The organism is Nonomuraea monospora (assembly GCF_039531895.1).
GTDB classification, from domain to species: domain Bacteria; phylum Actinomycetota; class Actinomycetes; order Streptosporangiales; family Streptosporangiaceae; genus Nonomuraea; species Nonomuraea monospora.
In genome coordinates, this window is the sequence record NZ_BAAAQX010000001.1 from 566,284 (window position 1) to 581,947 (window position 15,664).

Sequence of the window (15,664 nt, forward strand, 5' to 3'; positions counted from 1 at the left end):
GCCACCGGTAACTCCGTGGCCCCCTAACATTGATGACCATGAGCGAACTGCGCACCAAGGATGAGCACACCGAGGCGATCCGGCGGGATCGCCGGGTGGCGGTGGTGGTGAACACTCGCTCGCGCCGTGGCCGCCGTCACTACTTCGAGGTGATCGAGCAGATCCACAACCTCGGCTTCGAGCCGCTGGCGGAGCTGTCGGTCTACAACACCAAGAAGCTGCGCGACCTGCTCGACACCGCCCTCGCCACCGACCCCGACCTGCTCATCGTCGGCGGCGGCGACGGCACCCTGTCCACGGCCGTGCGCCACGTCGCCCACCGCGACGTGGCGCTCGGCGTGCTGCCGCTCGGCACCACCAACAACTTCGCGCGCAGCCTCGGCCTGCCGCTCGACCTGGCGGGCGCGATCAGGGTCTTCGCCACCGGCAAGGTGGCCGACATCGACCTCGGCATGGCCGACGACCGGCCGTTCGCCAACCTGGCCAGCTTCGGCGTCTCCGTCGAGGTGGCGGGCAAGGTCAAGCCGTGGCTCAAGCGCATCGTGGGCCGCCCCGCCTACCCGCTCACCGCGCTGACCATCCTGCCCGGCCACCGGGCGTTCCGCGCCTACATCACGGTCGAAGGGCAGCGCCACGAGCTGCTCACCCACCAGCTCAACATCGCCAACGGCCGCTTCCACGGCGGCTGGCAGGTGGCCAGGGACATCAGCATCGACAACGGCATGCTGGTCGCCTACCAGCTCGGCTCGGGCAAGAAGCTGCGGCTGCTCGGCGAGACCCTGCTGCGGGCGACGACGGGCCGCTGGCGCAGCCTGGCCGGTGGGCCGTTCGTGGTCGGCAGGGAGATGCTGCTGGAGACCGACCCGCCGATGGCCGCCGACGTGGACGGCGAGGTGCGGCTGCGCACTCCGATCAGGCTTCGCGTGGTCCCGAACGGAGTGCGCGTCATGGTGCCCGCCGCCTTCGAGGACCGCTGAGTCAGCGGCTCAGGTCCAGGAGAATCCCATGTTCTCGCCCTTTCCCTAGGTCGCGGCTTCTTCTACTCAAAGTAACCGAGCAATCGCCGTACGTCACGGGCAGGCAGAGTGCGAAGGGGGCTTGCGTCAGGCGTCCCCAAGCCTCTCGTACGCCGGGGCGAGCGCGCCCTCCAGGTCGCCGGGCGGCGGGAACACCCGCAGCAGCAGATCGGGCGCGGCGGCGGCCGGACGCCGCTCCGGCCGGTGCGCCGTGGCCCCCGGCGCGTAGAAGTCGGCCAGCCGGTCCGCGAACGGCACATCCGCCACCCGCAGCCGATCCGGCGGCGGCTCCTCGGCCAGCGAGCCCAGCAACCGCTCCCTCGTCCGCCCGCGCCAGGCCAGCACCAGGAACGGATCGTCGTCGAACGACTCGGCCAGCAGGTAGAGCACCGCCGACAGGTGCTTGCACGGGAAACCCCAGTCGGGGCACGAGCAGTCCATGTCGAGATCGCGCGGGAACAGGTCGGCGCCCAGCGCCGCGAACAGCTCCTCGATCTCCGCCGGCATCTCACCCGCCAGCAGCCTGGCCCGGTAGACGGCCTGCGCCGCGATCGACTCCTCGATGGCCGCCCAGCGCTCGTCGCTGAACGCCTCGATCCTGATCACGACCTCGTACGGTGCCGGCCGCGATCCCTGCACGGCCGCCACGACCTCGCCGGCGGACAGGTCGATCGACAGCACCTGACCCTTGCGGGCGTACGCGCGGCCCCGCGAGAGGCGGCCCTTGTCGCAGATGCGCTCCAGGATGTCGATGAAGCGCCGCGACCACCAGGCCGAGCCGATGCTGCCGCGCTGCGACCTGGCCTTGAGGCCGCCCTCCACCTTGATCGGCTTGCCCGCATCGAACCAGGCCATCAGCTCACCCCCTCGGCGGTCAGCCGGAACACCTCGCGCAGCTCCTCCGTCGACAGGTCGGTCAGCCACTCCTCGCCCGTGCCCACCACCCGCTCCGCCAGCGCCTTCTTGCGCTCGATCATCTGATCCACCCGCTCCTCCAGCGTGCCCGCGCAGATCAGCTTGCGCACCTGCACGTTCTTCCGCTGCCCGATCCGGAACGCCCGGTCGGTCGCCTGATCCTCCACCGCCGGGTTCCACCAGCGGTCCACGTGGATCACATGGTTGGCGGCGGTCAGGTTCAGCCCCACCCCGGCGGCCTTCAGCGAGAGCACGAACAACGTCGGCTCCTCGTCGTGCTGGAACCGGTCGACCAGCCGGTCGCGGGTCTTCTTCGGCAGCCCGCCGTGCAGCCACAGCACCGGGCGGTCCAGGCGCTGGGCGAGATACGGCTGGAGCATCGCGCCGAACTCCGCGTACTGCGTGAACAGCAGCGCCTTCTCGCCCTCCGCCAGGATCTCCTCCGCGAGCTGCTCCAGCCGGGCCAGCTTGCCCGACCTGCCGGCCAGCCGTGAGCCGTCCTTCAGCAGGTGGGCCGGGTGGTTGCAGACCTGCTTGAGCTTGGCCATGGCCGACAGCACCAGGCCGCGCCGCTCGATGCCCTCACTGCTGTCGATCTTGGCCAGCATGTCGTCCACGACCGCCTGATAGAGCGAGGCCTGCTCGGCCGTCAGCGGGCACCACTCCTTGACCTCCAGCTTCTCCGGCAGGTCCGAGATGATCGACTTGTCGGTCTTGAGGCGGCGCAGGATGAACGGGCCCGTCGCCCGCTTGAGCGCATCGGCCGCCTGCTCGTCCTGCCTGGCCTCGATCGGCTCCTGGAAGCGCGTCCTGAAGCGGGAGCGGGGGCCGAGCATCCCCGGGTTGGCGAACTCCATGATCGACCAGAGCTCGGCCAGGTGGTTCTCCACCGGGGTGCCCGTCAGCGCCAGCCTGGTGCCCGTGGGGATGGACCGCACCGCCTGGGCCTGCAACGTGCCGCTGTTCTTGATCGCCTGGGCCTCGTCGCAGACGACCCTGCGCCAGGTGTGCTCCTTGAGCGTCTCCAGGTCGCGGGCCGCGGTGCCGTACGTGGTGATCACCAGGTCGGCGTGGTCGATCTCGGTGGCGTCGCGTGCGGTGCCGTGGTGGACGTACACGCGCAGGCCCGGCGCGAACCTGGCGGCCTCGCGCTGCCAGTTCCCGATCAGCGACATCGGGCACACCAGCAGCGTGGGGGCGCCGGCGCGTTCGCGCTCCTGCTCCTGCTCCTGCGGCGCCGGGGTGCTGTCGGGTTCGTGCGGTGCCGCAGCGCTGGCGCGTTCGTGCACCAGGAGCGCCAGCGTGGTGATCGTCTTGCCCAGCCCCATGTCGTCGGCCAGCACCCCGCCCAGCCCCAGCTCCGACAGGAAGCTCAGCCAAGCCAGCCCCCGCTCCTGATACGGCCTGAGCGTGGCGTCCAGACCGGGCGGGGTGGCCAGCGGGGCGAGCCGCCGCTCGGCCTGCCCGGACAGCAGATCGCCCAGCACCCCGTCGGCGTCGACCTCCAGCAAGGGCAGCACCTCGTCGTCGCTCCCCACCACCCGCCGCAGGATCTCGGCGGCGTCCGCCTGGCCCGTGCGGCTGCCCTCCACCGCCCGCAGCGCCGCCTTGAGCTGCCTGTCGTCCAGCTCCACCCACTGGCCGCGCACCCTGACCAGCGGCACCTTCAGCCTGGCCAGCTCGGCCAGCTCCGCCTCACTGATCGTCTCGTCGCCCACCGCCAGGTCCACCCGGAAGTCCACCAGCTCCCGCATGCCGAAACCCTGGCTCGCCGCCGCCGACTGCTGCTTCGTGGTGCGGGTCGTCAGCTTCAGCCCCAGCCGGGTACGGCCCGCCCAGCGCGGCAACTGCACCCCGAACCCGGCCGCCTGCAACAGCGGCGCGGCCTGCCGCAGGAACCCGAACGCGCCCGCCGTGTCCAGCGCCAGCTCGCCCGGCTCCGGCACGCGCAACGCCCTGTCCAGCTCCGGATACAGCCGCACCGCCCGGCCCAGGCCGGTCAGCAGCTCCCGCTCCGGCTTGCCCGGCAGGCCCGTCACCCCGCCCCACACCTGCGCGGCCGGCACGTACAGGCTCGGGTCGTCGGCCGCCTGCAGCGCCAGCTCCACCCGCCAGTCGTCATTCTCGGACGGCTCCAGCAGGCGGAAACACAGCCGCGTCGCACCCTCGGACGTGGCCACCGCCTCATGCCATCGCTCCAGCTCGCGGCGGAGGCCGGGCACGTCGGGGCATCGCGCCGCCGTCGCCGTCGTTGCCGCGTCGCCGCTCAGCGCGGCCAGCCAGTGGTCCTGGGGGGTTCTCGGCGGTTTGGTGAGGAGGGGAGTGGTGAGGGCGCGGCGGACGAGGGCGTCGGTGAACTCTTCTAGGGCCTCGCGTTGGACGTCGGTGGAAGGGCGTTCGGTGGCGGAGGTGCGGCAGGCGGGGGGCATCGCCAGGGCCAGGTCGCGGAAGTAGGCGGCGTCCGCACCGGTCAGGACCGGGCGCCAGACGGCCCTGGCGTTGTTGGCAGGAGCTGCCCACATGGACATGGGATCGGGGTGGGCGTCCGCTGAGGTGGCGGGGGGTGGTGCGGGGTTCAGGACGAGCTGGGGTATCACGCGGCCCCGGCGTACCAGGTCGTGGGCGAAGGCGGCCACGGCGGCCCAGTGCCGTGTCGTGGCGGTGACGGCGGTGGTGGCCTGGTCGTCGAGGATGCGCAACGTGTCGGTGGTGGGTGGGATGACGGCCGGCACCTGCCACAGGCGCAGGCGCGGGCGCGCGACGTCCGCCATGCGGCCGGTCTCGGGGGACGGCAGCGGCTCCCGGGCCGAGCCGGGCAGGAGCAGCTCCAGCAGACGCGCCTCCGACGCCCGCCCGGCGAAGTGCGGCTCGGCGGCGCGCTCGGCAGCGCCTGGCTGGGCGTCCGGCGCGGTCATCGGCGTGTCGAGGGCGAGGCCGAGCGCGGTGGCGACGGCTGCGGTGGGAGCGGCGAAGGGGTGCGCCGTAGCGCTGGCCCCAACGCGGCTGGTACCGCCCGGCCGCCCTTGGTCCGTGACGCCCGGCCGAGGGCGGCCTGAGGCGGGTGAAGGGATGGGTGAGGGGTCGGGTGGGGTGGTCTCGGCCCAGAAGGCGAGCCCCTCCGCAGTCCAAACCCCGTGTACCAGCACCCCGGCAGGTTACCCGCACCGGCGGAAGACCGGAGCAGGCCGCAACGAGCCTGTGGACGACCGGCGGCTATCGTCGTGGGCATGACTTTCTCGGGGGCCGAGGGCAGGTGGCGGGCGGGTCTCGGCTCGCTGCGCGACGTCGTACGCCAGGAGCTGGTCACCCGTCAGCTCACCGAGCACCTCCCCGCCACCCCCTGCCGCATCCTCGACGTAGGTTCCGGCCAGGGCACGCAGGCCCTCAGGATGGCGGCCAGGGGCCACCACGTCACCGCCCTGGACGCCTCCCGCGAGCTGCTCGACGTCCTGGAGGCCGGGATCCAGCCCGGCATGCGGGTCAGGACCGTGCAGGCGGGGGCGGAGCGGCTGGGGGAGTTGTTCGAGCCGGGCGGGTTCCACGCGGTGCTCTGCCATGGCGTGTTGATGTACTTCGACGATCCGGGGCCGCTGCTGGCCGGGATGGCGGGGATGCTGGCTCCCGGTGGTGTGCTGTCGTTGCTGGTGCGCAATGGGGACGCGCTGGCGATGCGGGCCGGGCTGCAGGGGGATTGGGGCGGGGCGTTGCGTGCCTTCGACGGGGTGTCCTACGCCAACAGGATCGGGGTGACGGCCAGGGCTGATCGGCGGGAGGAGCTGGCGCGGCGGCTGGAGGGGGAGGGGCTGGCGGTGCGGCAGTGGTACGGGGTGCGGGTGTTCACGGATGTGGCCGCCGATGGGGCGCCGGTGCCGGAGGATCTGGACGAGCTGCTGGCGGCTGAGGAGCGGGCGGGGCGTACCGACCCGTATCGGGCGGTGGCCGCTCTCACGCATCTCATCTGTCAGGCCGATGGTGCCTGAGGGCGGTCGAGCAAAGGCCGGTTTCCCTGAGGGAGGGCCGTTCCAGCCGCCCGGCCGGCAGTTGAGGACGTAGGATCGAGGTATGGAGCGTCCAGGATCGTGGTGTGAGCGGCCGAAGCCGCAGGCTCCCTCGTGCGAGCTCCCCTCCCCGTGGAGCAAGCCGAAGCAGCCCGACAACTGGTGCGAGGTCCAGAAGGACCCGGTGGTTTCCGTCCTCGGGTTCCTCCTGAAGACCGCCGCGCGTAAGCGCCGCTAGGCGGATTTTGCGAGTGATAGAAGGCAGTTTGTCTGGGTAGTCGCCTTCCTCAGCGGAGGAGGCGAACGTCGTGACTGACACCCACAAACTGGTCAACGATCTCTCCGAGCAGGTCACCCGGCTTGTGAAGGATGAGCTTCGGCTGGCCAGGTTGGAGCTCACGGAGAAGGGCAAGCGCGCCGGGTTCGGCGCGGGCCTGTTCGGGGCGGCCGGGATGGCCGCGTTCTTCGGCGGCGCCGCTCTGGTGGCCGCCGTCGTCATGCTCCTCGCTTTGGTCCTGCCCGGGTGGGCGGCCGCCGCCATCGTGGCGGGAGCGCTGTTCATCGCGTCCGCCGTGCTCGGGCTGTTCGGCAAGAACGAGGTCAAGCGGGCCACGCCGCCGGTCCCCGAGGAGACCATCGCGAGCGTCAAGGCGGACATCGACATGGTCAAGGAGAGGGCACGGCGATGAGCGAGACCGACCCCGGACACAGCGAGCAGCACGCCGGTGACGTCGGCGCCCGCAGAGCGACCGTGGGCACGCCGACGGAGCGCGAATCCATCAACGTCCCTCCCACCAGGCCCGGTGCGGCGGACAACGCGCGGCGGGCCGAGGTCGCCCGGGAGGAACACGAGACCTTCATCCCAGAAGCCCCCATCGAGGACGAACGGTCGGAAGCGGCCGAACATTCGCGTACCGAGGAGGAGTCGGTGCGCGGGGCAAGCGGGGATGACGAAGAGGAGGAAGAGGACAGAGTGCGCAGGGATATTCAGGAGACCCGGAGAGAGATGGGCGAGACCGTCAGCCAGCTCGCGGCCAAGGCCGACGTGAAGGCCCGCGCGGGCCACGCGGCGGAGATCGCCAAGGAACGGGCCGTGGGCGCGGCGGAGGTCGCCAAGGAACGGGCCGTCGGCGCGGCCGACACCGTCAAGGGCAAGGCCTTCGAGGTGGCGGACAAGGTTCGCGAGAACACGCCCGACCAGGTCAAGGACGCCGCCGCCGAGGCGAGGAAGCGGCCGGTGGTGCTGTTCGTGGCGGTCGGCGCGGTGACCGCGTTCGTGGTGCGCCGCATGATGAAGCGTCGCAGGACCGTCAAGAAGTAGGTGCCGTCGCCCGAGCCCGGTAACCTTCGAGAGTGATACGCCGAACCTGTGCCGCAGCCCTGCTCGCCCTCCTGGCGGCGGGGTGCGGCGGCGGGTCGGCCGTGAGCGACTACGGCAAGGTGATCAAGGGCTCGAAGGGCGCGACCGTGCAGGTCGAGGTGCGCTCCGGCCAGCGGTTCTCGCTCGCCGTCGTCGACAACCCCTCGGTGGGCGACAACTGGGACCTGGTCGAGGTGCCCGACGCCAAGGTGGCCTCGTTCATCAGCGAGGAGCACGAGGGCGGGAGCGAGGAGCCGGGGTCCGGGCGCACCGCCTACTTCGTGTTCAACGGCAAGCAGCCGGGCACGACGGAGATCAGGCTGTTCGACTGCTGGCGGTGCGGGCAGGCCAAGACGCCCGGCACCGAGGAGAGCAGGCAGCAGTCCGGCGAGGCGATCTTCGCGGTGACCGTGGTCAGTGCCCGGTGAGCGGCCGTGAGCCATCGGGGTCCGCGCCCGCCGCGAGCCGCCCCTAAGCCTGGCCGAGGATGGCCCACCCCAGGTGCGGGCTGCTCGTGCCCGGCCTCGGCGACGACCTCGCGCAGCGGCGCGATCAGCACCTCGTGCAGCCGGTCCTGGCACTTCCGGGGCAGTTCGACGGACGTGTGCGCGCAGCAGTGCGTAGTCGGGGTGCCCGGTGCGGCGGCGGTCGCGCTGAAGAGCCGGTCAGCCCGATCGCGGCGCCGAGCCGGCGGATCGCGCCCCGCAGCCCTGAGGCGGCGCCGGACTTCCCGCAGGGGACGCCGGCCAGGGACGGGATAAGGTGCGGATCATGGACTTCCTCCGGGTACGCGCCTCCTCCGACGGCGCCGAGACGATCTCGTACTGGACCGGCGACGTCTACGGCTGGCAGGACGGCGACGGCCCGCACCACCTGTTCGGGTTCGAGGGGCTCAACGTGGCCAGGGCGGTCGAGACCGACGGCGGCTGGCAGCTCCTGACCAGGGAGGCCGCCCTCTACCTCGACCCCAGGGGCAGGCAGGTGCTCGACTCCTGGCACAACCCGATGACCGGGCGCGAGGTCGAGGTGCAGCACGTCTTCAACGACCCGGTCAACCAGCGGCTGGGCGCCTACCCGGTGCCGGAGACGCGGCTCGGCGACCAGATCGTCTACAACGTGGACGTCCGGCTGGCCTATCCGTCGCCGCTGAAGGTGGCCGACTACCCGGACAACTCCGCCAGTGACACCTACCGGGCGCTGGAGCTGTTCCAGTTCTTCGCGCCGGCCGCCGCCGTGGAGTCGGGCATGCCGGACGTGCCGTGCGTGTTCTCCTGGTGCCGGGTGTCGCCGTGGCTGCCGTGGATGGCCATGGGGCAGCGCGGCGGCGGGCTCGTCTACCACTGCCGGGGCGCCAAGGTGGCCGAGGTGCCCGAGCGGCTGCGCGAGCGGGTCGGCGAGCACTTCCTGCACGCACCGACGCAGTGGTCGGCGCCCAACATGACGAGCTGGACGGCCTTCGCCGATAAGGTCGGGCGGTGAGCACCGACCTGTTCTGCGAGATCATCGCCGGGGAGCGGCCCGCCTACGTGGTCAGCTCCGACGAGGTGGCGGTCTCCTTCCTCGACACCAGGCCCGTCTTCAAGGGCCACGTGCTGGTGGTGCCGCGCGTGCACGTGGAGACGCTCACCGACCTCGGCGACGTCGGGCCGTTCTTCGAGCGGGTGCGGGCCATGGCCCGGGCCGTGGAGCAGGGGCTGGGGGCGGGCGGCACGTTCGTGGCGATGAACAACCGGATCAGCCAGAGCGTCGCCCACCTGCACGTGCACGTCGTGCCGCGCAACAAGAAGGACGGGCTGCGCGGGTTCTTCTGGCCGCGCACCAAGTACGACTCGGACGAGGAGGCCCAGGAGTACGCGGGCCGCGTCTCCGGGGCGCTCTGACGCCTGGCCTGACGATCCGCGGCTCCGGGGCGCTCTGACGCCTGGCGTGACGGGCCGGGAAACGAGCTAGGCTCTGGCCGCGTGGAGTACCTGGTCGGCGTGGCCGTCGTCGCCGTGCTCGTCGGCGTGCCCGCGATCGTGCTGTGGCGGGTCATGCGGGGCCGTCGCGAGCTGGGCACCAGCCCGGCGGAGCGGGCCACGTTCGAGACCCTGCACACCGCCTCGCTCGCCGGCCCGCCGCTGCGGGCGGGCCTGACCGCCGACGGCGCCGAGCGCGCCTCGCGGCACCTGCGCACGCTGCTCGGCTCGGCCGCGCTGGCCATCACCGACGGCGAGCGGCTGCTCGTCTACGACGGCGACGGCGACGACCACCACGCCGAGCAGGCCTTCGAGCACGCGGCGGCCACCCTCAAGGACGGCCGCACGCAGGTGCTGACGATCGACTGCGACCTGCTCGAATGCCCCATCAGGCACGCCGTCGTGGTGCCGCTCACCACCGACGACCGCGTCGTGGGCGCGCTGGCCGCCTACGGGCAGAACGCCTCGGCCGGGCTGGTCAGGGCCGCGCAGGAGGTGGCCGGCTGGGTGGACTCGCAGCTCGAACTGGCCGAGCTGGACCGCTCGCGCACGCTGCTCATGGAGGCCGAGGTGCGGGCGCTGCGCGCGCAGATCTCGCCGCACTTCATCTACAACTCGCTGACGACCATCGCCTCGTTCGTCCGCACCGACCCCGAGCGGGCCAGGGAGCTGCTGCTGGAGTTCGCCGACTTCACCCGCTACTCCTTCCGGCGGCACGGCGAGTTCACCACGCTGGCCGAGGAGCTGCGCTCCATCGACCGCTACCTGATCCTGGAGCGGGCCAGGTTCGGCGACCAGCTCCAGGTGACGCTGCGCATCGCACCCGAGGTGCTGCCGGTCGCCGTGCCGTTCCTGTGCTTGCAGCCGCTCGTCGAGAACGCGGTGCGGCACGGCCTGGAGAGCAAGAACGGCGTCGGCCGCATCACGATCATCGCCGAGGACGCGGGCGCCGAGTGCCGCATCAGCGTCGAGGACGACGGCCTCGGCATGGACCCCGACAGGCTGCGCCGCATCCTCGCAGGTGAGATCACTCCCGCGGGCGGCGTCGGGCTGGCGAACGTGGACGAGCGGCTGCGCCAGGTGTACGGCGACGAGTACGGTCTGGTCGTCGAAACGGCCAGCGGCGCGGGCACCAAGGTCAACATCAGGTTGCCGAAATATCACCCAGGCGTCTCTGCCCGTTGACCTCGATCTTTGTTGTCGGTTTCATCACTGTCTATGGCACAACTCCGGGTACTCGCCGTCGATGACGAGCTGCCCGCCCTCGAAGACCTGTCGTACCTGCTGCGCGCCGATCCCCGCATCGGGGAGGTGGCCACCGCCAGGGACGGAGCAGCCGCGCTGCGGCTGCTCGACCGCGCCATCGCCGACGGGCGGCCGATCGACGCCGTGTTCCTCGACATCAGGATGCGCGGCCTGGACGGCGTGGTGCTCGGGCGGCTGCTGTCGCAGTTCGCGAACCCGCCGAGGGTGGTGTTCGTGACCGCGTACGAGGAGCACGCGGTGGACGCGTTCGAGATCAAGGCCGAGGACTACCTGCTCAAGCCCGTCCGCCCCGAGCGGCTGGCGGAGGCGATCAGGCGGGTGGCGATCTCCGCCGACGTGCCGGTGGAGGCCGGCGAGAGCGACACCATCCCGGTCGAGCTGGGCGGGGTGACCCGGTTCGTCTCCAGCGCCGACGTCGTGTACGTGGAGGCGCACGGCGACTACGCTCGCCTGCACACCGCCACGGGCAGCCACCTGGTGCGCATCCCGCTGGCCACGCTGGAGGAGCGGTGGGCGTCGGCGGGGTTCGTCCGGGTGCACCGCAGCCACCTGGTGGCGGTCAAGCACATCGAGGAGCTGCACATCGACTCCGGCAAGTGCACCGTGCGGGTCGGGGACACCGAGATCCCGGTCAGCCGGCGGCACACGCGCGAGCTGCGCGACCTGCTGGTGCGGCGGGCCAGGAAAGGCAGGCCGGAATGAGCGGCTCCAGGAGGGTGGCCGTCACGAGCCCGCGCACCGCCGCCGCGCGCCGCCCCCGCTACCCCGCCACCAGGGAGATCGACGAGCAGACCCGGCTCGGCGAGGTCTACATGCACTCGCTGCTGCGCACCCAGTTCAGGCTGGCGCTGTTCGTCTGCACGGTGCTGGCGTGCGTGGTGGGCGGGCTGCCGCTGCTGTTCCTGCTCATCCCCGAGCTGCGCGAGGTGCACCTGCTCGGCGTGCCGCTGCCGTGGGCGGTGCTGGCCGGCCTCATCTACCCCGCCTTCGTCATCGGCGCCTGGCTGTACGTGCGCCAGGCCGAGCGCAACGAGCGGCACTTCGCCGAGCTGGTCGAGCGCCGGTGAGCGGGACGCGGGCGGCCCTGGAGCCGGTCGGATGAGCCTGACGGCGGTGCTGGTCGTCGTGGTGGCGGCCGTGCTCATCGGGGCGTTCGGGATCAGGGTCTCGCGGACGACCTCCGACTTCTACGTCGCCTCACGCACGGTCAGCCCCCTCTGGAACGCCTCGGCCATCGGCGGCGAGTACCTGTCGGCCGCCTCCTTCCTGGGCATCGCGGGCCTGATCCTGACCTTCGGCGTGGACATGCTGTGGCTGCCCGTCGGCTGGACCGGCGGGTACCTGGTGCTGCTGGTGCTGGTCTCCGCGCCGCTGCGCCGGTCGGGGGCGTACACACTGCCCGACTTCGCCGAGGCCAGGCTGGAGTCGATGGCCGTGCGCCGCACCGCGAGCGTGCTCGTCGTGCTTATCGGCTGGCTCTACCTGATGCCGCAGTTCCAGAGCGCCGGCCTGGTGCTGCGGACGATCACCGGCGCGCCCGTGTGGGTGGGCGGCCTGCTGGTCGCGGTGGTCGTGGCGGTGAACGTGCTGTCCGGCGGGATGCGGTCGATCACGTTCGTGCAGGCGTTCCAGTACTGGCTGAAGCTGACGGCGCTGGCCGTGCCGCTGGTGTTCCTGCTGATGGCCTGGCAGGCCGACGGCGCGCCGAACGTGAGCGCGGCCGACGCGGCCACCTGGCAGGTGCCGCTCACCGGCAGCAAGGAGTACGGGCTGTACTCGACGTACTCGCTGATCCTGGCCACGTTCCTGGGCACGATGGGGCTGCCGCACGTGCTCGTCCGCTTCTACACCAACCCCGACGGGCGGGCCGCCCGTCGCACCACGCTCGTGGTGCTGTCGCTGCTCGGCGCCTTCTACCTGATGCCCGCCGTGTACGGGTGGCTGGGCCGCATGTACACGCCCGAGCTCATCCGCACCGACACCGTCGTGCTGGCCCTGCCCTCCCGCATGATCGGCGGCACCCTCGGCGACCTGCTGACCGCGCTGGTCACCGCGGGCGCCTTCGCCGCGTTCCTGTCCACCTCCTCCGGCCTGACCGTGTCCGTGGCAGGGGTGATCGCCCAGGACCTGCTCAAGGGCGGGGTGCGCTCGTTCAGGATCGCCACGCTGATGGCGGTCGCGGTGCCGCTGGCCCTGGCGCTGTGGGCGCGGGCGCTGCCGGTCGCGGACGTGGTGGGGCTGGCGTTCGCCGTGGCGGCCTCGTCGTTCTGCCCGCTGCTGGTGCTGGGCATCTGGTGGCGGCGGCTGTCCACGACCGGGGCGCTGGCGGGCCTGTTCGTGGGCGGCGGGCTGGCCTGCGGGGCCGTGCTGGTGACGATCGTCGCCGGGCCGCAGCGCGGGCTGGCGGGGGCGCTGCTCGCCCAGCCGGCGGCGTGGACGGTGCCGATCGCGTTCACCGTGATGGTGGCCGTGTCCTTCCTGACGCCGCACCGGGTGCCGGCCGGGGTGGCCAGGACCATGGTCAGGCTGCACACGCCGGAGGACCTCGACCTGGATCGCGGCGACTGGCGGCCCCGCTCCTCCTGACGCGTACCAGGTCTTGGCGGGCGGGTGGGTTCGCCCGGAGTTCACCCCCCGGTTCGTGCAGGGTCAGGCGCGACTGGCCTGCCCATCACTGTCGGCCACGACCGTGGCCAGCCGGATGCGCCACCTGCGACAAAGCTCGGAGAACTGACTGTGAAACCTACCCTGACCGCCCTGGCCATGATCGGCGCGCTCGCGGCGGCGGGCTGCTCCTCCGCCAGTGGCAGCAGCGCGGACGGCGGCGACGTGCTGCGCTTCGCCGCCATCCCCACGGAGCAGAACATCGACCCCACCGCCGAGTACAAGGACCTCATCGCGCTCCTGGAGAAGAACACCGGCAGGAAGGTGGAGTTCGTCCGCTCCACCGACTACAACGCGGTCATCGAGGGCATGGTGTCCGGCAAGATCGACCTGGCCGAGTTCGGGCCGCTGTCGTACGTACTCGCCAGGAGCAACGGCGCCAAGGTGTGCTTCGTGGACCCCGGCTCGACGTCCGGCTACCTCTTCCCCAGCCAGGGGCTGCTCGACGCGGGCATCGACCCCAAGACCGGCGTGCGGCCCGTCATGGCGGGCGGGCACGACAACTCCGTCCTGTCGGTCGCCTCAGGCAAGTGCCAGGCCGGCTTCTCCGAGAGCGGGATGGTCGACCACATCCTCATCGACAAGGGCAAGCTCAAGCAGGGCGACGCCAAGGTGGTGTGGAAGTCCCGGCCGATCCCCATGTCGCCCGTCGCCCTGCGCGACGAACTGCCCGCCGACCTCAAGACCAAGCTGCAGCAGACCTTCACCAAGGACGCCAGCAAGGACCGCATGGTGCAGCTCGGCATCTGCGCGGACACCGAGAGCTGCGCCGTGACCAACGACAAGTCCATCTGGAGCTGGCAGGCCGTCACCGACGCCACCTTCGACCCGGTACGCGAGGTGTGCGCCGCCACCGAGAACGAGAAGTGCTCGAAGGCATGACGGCGGCCGTCGTGGAGACCAGAGGGCTGGTCAAGGCGTTCGGCGAGGTGACCGCGTGCGCCGGGATCGACCTGACCGTGGCGCGCGGCGAGATCGTCGCCCTGCTCGGGCCGTCCGGGTCGGGCAAGTCCACGCTGCTGCGGCACCTCAACGGGCTCACCCGGCCCGACTCCGGCCAGGTCCGCGTGCTGGGAGTGGACGTGGCCGCCGCCAAGGGCGCCGAGCTGCGGGCGCTGCGGCGGCGGGTCGGCGCCGTCTTCCAGCAGTTCAACCTGGTCGGACGGCTGAGCGTGATGGAGAACGTGCTGCACGGCGCGCTCGGCCGGGTCCGCGGGCCACGGTACGGGATCGTCACCTGGCCCAGGTCCGTACGGGCGGAGGCGTTCGAGCACCTGGACCGGGTCGGGCTGGCCGACCGGGCCTACCAGCGGGCCGGCAGCCTGTCCGGCGGACAGCAGCAGCGCGTCGCCATCGCGCGGGGCCCTGCTGCAGCGGCCCGAGCTGATGCTCGCCGACGAACCCGTGGCCTCGCTCGATCCCGAGACCGCCGCCTCCGTGATGGACCTGCTGGTGCGGGTGTGCCGGGAGGACGGGCTGACCATGGTGTGCACGTTGCACCAGGTCGAGCTGGCGCTGGAGTGGACGCGGCGGGTGGTGGGGTTGCGGCTGGGGGAGGTCCTGCTGGACTCGCCGACCGAGCTGCTGGACGCGGTGCGGTTGCGCGGGCTGTATCTGTCCGACCCTGTGACGGTGCCGTGATCCGGGTCGGGCCGCCGCGCACCGCCCGCCGGGTCGTCGCGTGGGCGTTCCCGATCGGGCACCGCGAGATCGCCCTCGGGCGGCTCGCCGAACTGGCGGCCCAGGGGCGGGCGCGGCTGCTCGCCCACGACCCGGTCACCCCCGAGGAGGTGGACGTGGCGGTCGCCAACGGGGTCGCCGTCGCCGAGTTCCCCACCACCCCGGAGGCGGCGCGGGCCGCCCGCTCGCGCGGACTGCGCGTCGTGGCGGGGGCGCCTAACATCCTGCGCGGCGGCTCCCACTCCGGGAACGTCTCCGCCGCCGAACTGGTGGCCGAGGGGCTGGTGGACGGGCTGTCCAGCGACTACCTGCCCTCCGCGCCCCTCGCGGCGGCGCTCCTCCTCGCCACCCGCGAGATCGTCCCCCTGCCCCGGGCCGTCGCCCTGGTCACCTCGGGGCCCGCCGCCGTCGCGGGGCTCACCGATCGCGGCGAGCTGGTCGAGGGGCAGCGCGGCGACCTGACCGTGGTGACCGTGGACCGGGGGTGGCCGACCGTGCGGATGACCGTCACGGGGGGGTGATCCCCTGCTGCCGGCGGGGGTAGGACGATGAGCGGGACGGCCGGCGGAGAGGGGACGGCGATGGCGAACAGCCACACGGCACACGAGCCCGACCCGCCGCCGCCGGAACGCGAGCCGTCTGCGGCGGCCCAGGACCGCGAGGCGGCGCAGGATCGCGGGGCGGCGCAGGATCGCGGGGCGGCGCAGGATCGCGGGGCGGCGCAGGATCGCGGGGCGGCGCAGGATCGCGGGGCGGCGCAGGATCGCGGGGCGGCGCAGGATCGCGGGGCGGCGCAGGATCGCGGGG

General features: G+C 72.2%; 16 protein-coding genes and 2 pseudogenes. 16 read left to right on the forward strand and 2 right to left on the reverse strand.

What is annotated here, in order from left to right; all coding sequences use genetic code 11:
- Window positions 1-38: 38 nt before the first annotated feature.
- A complete protein-coding gene (locus tag ABD331_RS02585) occupies window positions 39-977 on the forward strand; it encodes a diacylglycerol/lipid kinase family protein (protein ID WP_148433960.1) in 939 nt (312 codons plus the stop codon).
- A 126-nt stretch (window positions 978-1,103) separates the two neighbouring features.
- Here the strand turns inward: ABD331_RS02585 and ABD331_RS02590 are convergent, their stop codons facing one another.
- Together ABD331_RS02590 and ABD331_RS02595 are read right to left on the reverse strand one after the other, a co-directional pair.
- Entirely contained in the window at window positions 1,104-1,871 is a 768-nt protein-coding gene (locus ABD331_RS02590; protein ID WP_344470554.1) for an SWIM zinc finger family protein, read from the reverse strand.
- The gene (locus ABD331_RS02595; protein ID WP_344470555.1) at window positions 1,871-4,846 is read right to left on the reverse strand and encodes a DEAD/DEAH box helicase; all 2,976 of its coding nucleotides are present in this window, start codon (window positions 4,844-4,846) and stop codon (window positions 1,871-1,873) included. Before ABD331_RS02595 ends, ABD331_RS02590 begins: the two co-directional genes overlap by 1 nt.
- 312 nt (window positions 4,847-5,158) lie before the next feature.
- Here ABD331_RS02595 and ABD331_RS02600 point away from each other — a divergent pair, with 312 nt between their 5' ends.
- From ABD331_RS02600 to ABD331_RS02670, 15 genes and pseudogenes are all read left to right on the forward strand, one after another.
- The gene (locus ABD331_RS02600; RefSeq protein ID WP_344470556.1) at window positions 5,159-5,911 is read left to right on the forward strand and encodes a methyltransferase domain-containing protein; all 753 of its coding nucleotides are present in this window, start codon (window positions 5,159-5,161) and stop codon (window positions 5,909-5,911) included.
- Between the two features lie 326 nt (window positions 5,912-6,237).
- Window positions 6,238-6,618 carry a phage holin family protein gene (locus ABD331_RS02605; protein ID WP_344470557.1) on the forward strand — a complete coding sequence of 127 codons (381 nt, stop codon included), beginning with the start codon at window positions 6,238-6,240 and terminating at the stop codon, window positions 6,616-6,618.
- Window positions 6,615-7,250: a DUF3618 domain-containing protein gene (locus ABD331_RS02610; RefSeq protein WP_344470558.1), complete on the forward strand. Its 636-nt coding sequence runs from the start codon at window positions 6,615-6,617 to the stop codon at window positions 7,248-7,250. The genes ABD331_RS02605 and ABD331_RS02610 overlap by 4 nt, the downstream gene beginning before the upstream one ends.
- Before the next feature lie 32 nt (window positions 7,251-7,282).
- The gene (locus tag ABD331_RS02615) at window positions 7,283-7,717 is read left to right on the forward strand and encodes a protease inhibitor I42 family protein (RefSeq protein ID WP_344470559.1); all 435 of its coding nucleotides are present in this window, start codon (window positions 7,283-7,285) and stop codon (window positions 7,715-7,717) included.
- Between the two features lie 343 nt (window positions 7,718-8,060).
- Entirely contained in the window at window positions 8,061-8,768 is a 708-nt protein-coding gene (locus ABD331_RS02620) for a DUF1838 family protein (protein ID WP_344470560.1), read from the forward strand.
- Window positions 8,765-9,169 carry an HIT family protein gene (locus tag ABD331_RS02625; protein WP_344470561.1) on the forward strand — a complete coding sequence of 135 codons (405 nt, stop codon included), beginning with the start codon at window positions 8,765-8,767 and terminating at the stop codon, window positions 9,167-9,169. Before ABD331_RS02620 ends, ABD331_RS02625 begins: the two co-directional genes overlap by 4 nt.
- A gap of 81 nt (window positions 9,170-9,250) precedes the next feature.
- The gene (locus tag ABD331_RS02630) at window positions 9,251-10,432 is read left to right on the forward strand and encodes a sensor histidine kinase (protein ID WP_344470562.1); all 1,182 of its coding nucleotides are present in this window, start codon (window positions 9,251-9,253) and stop codon (window positions 10,430-10,432) included.
- A gap of 33 nt (window positions 10,433-10,465) precedes the next feature.
- Complete coding sequence (locus ABD331_RS02635; RefSeq protein ID WP_344470563.1) at window positions 10,466-11,215, forward strand: LytR/AlgR family response regulator transcription factor; 750 nt, start codon at window positions 10,466-10,468, stop codon at window positions 11,213-11,215.
- On the forward strand, window positions 11,212-11,580 hold the full coding sequence (locus tag ABD331_RS02640) for a hypothetical protein (protein WP_344470564.1): 369 nt from the start codon (window positions 11,212-11,214) through the stop codon (window positions 11,578-11,580). The genes ABD331_RS02635 and ABD331_RS02640 overlap by 4 nt, the downstream gene beginning before the upstream one ends.
- A gap of 31 nt (window positions 11,581-11,611) precedes the next feature.
- On the forward strand, window positions 11,612-13,099 hold the full coding sequence (locus tag ABD331_RS02645; protein ID WP_344470565.1) for a sodium/solute symporter: 1,488 nt from the start codon (window positions 11,612-11,614) through the stop codon (window positions 13,097-13,099).
- 150 nt (window positions 13,100-13,249) lie between these two features.
- Window positions 13,250-14,059: a phosphate/phosphite/phosphonate ABC transporter substrate-binding protein gene (locus ABD331_RS02650; RefSeq protein WP_344470566.1), complete on the forward strand. Its 810-nt coding sequence runs from the start codon at window positions 13,250-13,252 to the stop codon at window positions 14,057-14,059.
- A pseudogene (locus tag ABD331_RS02655) lies at window positions 14,056-14,478 on the forward strand (ATP-binding cassette domain-containing protein); the annotation flags it as partial. The gene ABD331_RS02650 and the pseudogene ABD331_RS02655, both read left to right, overlap by 4 nt.
- An 85-nt stretch (window positions 14,479-14,563) precedes the next feature.
- On the forward strand, window positions 14,564-14,818 hold the full coding sequence (locus ABD331_RS02660) for an ATP-binding cassette domain-containing protein (protein WP_344470750.1): 255 nt from the start codon (window positions 14,564-14,566) through the stop codon (window positions 14,816-14,818).
- Window positions 14,815-15,378 carry an amidohydrolase family protein gene (locus tag ABD331_RS02665; protein ID WP_344470751.1) on the forward strand — a complete coding sequence of 188 codons (564 nt, stop codon included), beginning with the start codon at window positions 14,815-14,817 and terminating at the stop codon, window positions 15,376-15,378. Before ABD331_RS02660 ends, ABD331_RS02665 begins: the two co-directional genes overlap by 4 nt.
- 60 nt (window positions 15,379-15,438) lie before the next feature.
- A pseudogene (locus ABD331_RS02670) lies at window positions 15,439-15,664 on the forward strand (hypothetical protein); the annotation flags it as partial.

Excerpts from the sequence above, each read along its gene's own strand:
- ABD331_RS02660 (WP_344470750.1), top strand. The coding sequence starts at position 14,564 with ATGCTCGCCGACGAACCCGTGGCCTCGCTCGATCCCGAGACCGCCGCC.
- ABD331_RS02585 (WP_148433960.1), top strand. The coding sequence starts at position 39 with ATGAGCGAACTGCGCACCAAGGATGAGCACACCGAGGCGATCCGGCGG.
- ABD331_RS02590 (WP_344470554.1), bottom strand. The coding sequence starts at position 1,871 with ATGGCCTGGTTCGATGCGGGCAAGCCGATCAAGGTGGAGGGCGGCCTC.
- ABD331_RS02635 (WP_344470563.1), top strand. The coding sequence starts at position 10,466 with ATGGCACAACTCCGGGTACTCGCCGTCGATGACGAGCTGCCCGCCCTC.
- ABD331_RS02645 (WP_344470565.1), top strand. The coding sequence starts at position 11,612 with ATGAGCCTGACGGCGGTGCTGGTCGTCGTGGTGGCGGCCGTGCTCATC.
- ABD331_RS02610 (WP_344470558.1), top strand. The coding sequence starts at position 6,615 with ATGAGCGAGACCGACCCCGGACACAGCGAGCAGCACGCCGGTGACGTC.
- ABD331_RS02595 (WP_344470555.1), bottom strand. The coding sequence starts at position 4,846 with ATGACCGCGCCGGACGCCCAGCCAGGCGCTGCCGAGCGCGCCGCCGAG.
- ABD331_RS02600 (WP_344470556.1), top strand. The coding sequence starts at position 5,159 with ATGACTTTCTCGGGGGCCGAGGGCAGGTGGCGGGCGGGTCTCGGCTCG.
- ABD331_RS02640 (WP_344470564.1), top strand. The coding sequence starts at position 11,212 with ATGAGCGGCTCCAGGAGGGTGGCCGTCACGAGCCCGCGCACCGCCGCC.
- ABD331_RS02620 (WP_344470560.1), top strand. The coding sequence starts at position 8,061 with ATGGACTTCCTCCGGGTACGCGCCTCCTCCGACGGCGCCGAGACGATC.